Source organism: Ohtaekwangia sp., from assembly GCF_036568665.1.
Classification (GTDB): domain Bacteria; phylum Bacteroidota; class Bacteroidia; order Cytophagales; family Cyclobacteriaceae; genus Ohtaekwangia.
In genome coordinates this window covers 1-2,120 of sequence record NZ_DATCSD010000048.1, presented here as the reverse complement: position 1 = coordinate 2,120, position 2,120 = coordinate 1, and the positions used below count along the sequence as shown (strand labels likewise).

The 2,120-nt window shown below is 42.6% G+C and carries 3 protein-coding genes; all 3 read left to right on the top strand.

All coding sequences use genetic code 11. The features are described 5' to 3' along the window. Positions 1 to 1,254, top strand: a 1,254-nt coding sequence (locus tag VIN08_RS02265; RefSeq protein ID WP_331959582.1) for a polymorphic toxin type 33 domain-containing protein, incomplete at its 5' end; no start/stop codon positions are given. Between the two features lie 28 nt (positions 1,255 to 1,282). Next, positions 1,283 to 1,705, top strand: coding sequence for a DUF4279 domain-containing protein (locus VIN08_RS02260; RefSeq protein ID WP_331959579.1), 423 nt, complete (start codon positions 1,283 to 1,285; stop codon positions 1,703 to 1,705). 70 nt (positions 1,706 to 1,775) lie between these two features. Then, the coding region (locus VIN08_RS02255) for a hypothetical protein (protein ID WP_331959576.1) at positions 1,776 to 2,120 on the top strand (345 nt) is incomplete at its 3' end.

The following is a 2,120-nucleotide window of genomic DNA, read 5'->3' as shown; positions in this document are numbered from 1 at the left end:
GATAAGAATTATAAACTGCTGGATATGGGCTGGCAGGCAGTGCCCACCACCGCCAACGGAGCAAAACAGCTCGTTTCTTTTACACCGCGCACGATTAAAGAACCCGGCTACATGTATGTATACTTAAGCTATGAGGGAGATGGAACAAATTGGGTATATTTCGATGATTTGAAAATAACCCACACCAAAAGCAACGTAGTGCAGTATAATGAATACTACCCTTTAGGCTTGCAGGCCTCAACAAGTTGGACGCGAGAGAACAGCAGTAATAACTTCCTGTATAACGAAGGCTCGGAACTCAATCAAACTACCGGGTGGTATGAAACGGCGTTCAGAGGATACGATGCTGCACTAGGCAGATTTACGCAGGTAGATCCATTGGCAACGAAGTTTGCCTCCTATAGTGGCTATCATTATGCCGGAAATAATCCGGTGATGCTCAATGATCCTACCGGGGCAGATTTTACGGTAACAGTTCCGGACCCTAATAAACCAGGATATTGGCAAGTGATTACCGAGAAAGTCGATGAACCAGCTTCCTCGTCTAGCTATTCTTGGAGTGGACAGGATTGGGTTATGAAAACAGCCTTTATGACCCAGGACGAAATATACGAATATCAAAAAGGACAAGCTGAAGCGGCTGCAGCCGCGGCTATGGCACCAAGTGATCCAATGATGGCTCAGAGTTACTATGCTTCGCTTCAATCCCAGGGTCCCAAAGTTTACAACAAATGGTGCAATTGCGAAGTTAATGCATTCGATGTTGTTGCTCATGACCCTACATATCAGAACAAAGAGTACAGACGACAAGCTCAAGATGCGATTTATAATTACATGAAGCAACAAGCAGGGACTGGGCCCGGCCGGGGCAGCAACTTTGCAGGGAGTGGGTTAATGATGCAGGATGGCCTTGGAAATGAAGACAGAAATCCAAGCCAAGATAAGAAATTGACGCCAGGTGAAATCGAAAAACTAAAGGAGCATGGTTGGGATCACAGTGATAAGGGAGTTCGTGGTGGTAGAAGAGATTTATACAAAGATAGAGATGGAAACATTTATGAGAAGCCTAAAGGGGGTGTAGGAGAAGGTGAGCCAATTGGAATTAATATCAAAGATCTTAATGTTGTCGGAAAGGGGGTTGTAATTGGCGTTGCTGCTGTAGCTGTATATGAGGTGGTTAAATGGGGAGTTGCAATAGTCTTAGCTCCTGAAACTTTAGGAGGATCATTGGCCGCGGCTGCGGCTGTTCCATAAGGGTAAATGGTAATAACAAAAAAGTAGTATGAGAAAAAATGAAATAATAGTTCGCTTCTGTATTTGGGACTTTGATGATATCTCACACGAGACAATAACTGAACATATTGGAGTATCACCGATAAGAATCTACGTTAAAGGAGAGAGAATGAATGAAAAACTGCCCCAAGTGGCGAAGAGAAATGGATGGCTCTACGAATCGCCTTTAGGTAAGTATGCTTGTTTTGAGGATCAAATGAACTCCATCCTAGATATCCTTGAATCTAAAACTGAAATTTTAAATCCTCTTTGCGAGAGATATTACTGCGAGTTTTCTTGTGCCTTATTTATATACAACAACGAAGAGAGTACTCCTTGGGTACATTTGAATTCCAGATATAATTCACTGATCAAAAGACTGAACATAGAATTTGACTTTGACATTTATTGTCATCAGGAATTAATCGAATAACATAAATTATAACTATGGGTAGTTTGTCCTTAGATCGCTTGATCTAGGTTTGGTTGCCCAATATTATGGTATGCAGGAAGAAGAAGCCAGACAAAAGAAAGCCTCGCTTCTCGCAGACGCGCAACGTGGAGACGTGAATGCAGCCAGGCAGTATGCCGCTATGCAAGGCGACTTGCTAAGTGCTACTTTTTTCCTGCAGGAAACCTATGTCATACACAAAGATGGAAGTAGAAGTGAATCGTTTTGGACCTTAGATTTAGATTTTTTTGAGCAAGGAGAGCTCGCGCAGCAAGGATGGACTCCTGAATATGTAAATAGTGTTTTCGGTGGTTCCTTTGATAGGAAGTTTGGCAGACTTACTTCAATTTCTTTTGCCACAGAAAAGTCTCCAGATCAGGTTGTAGCGAAATTGGAG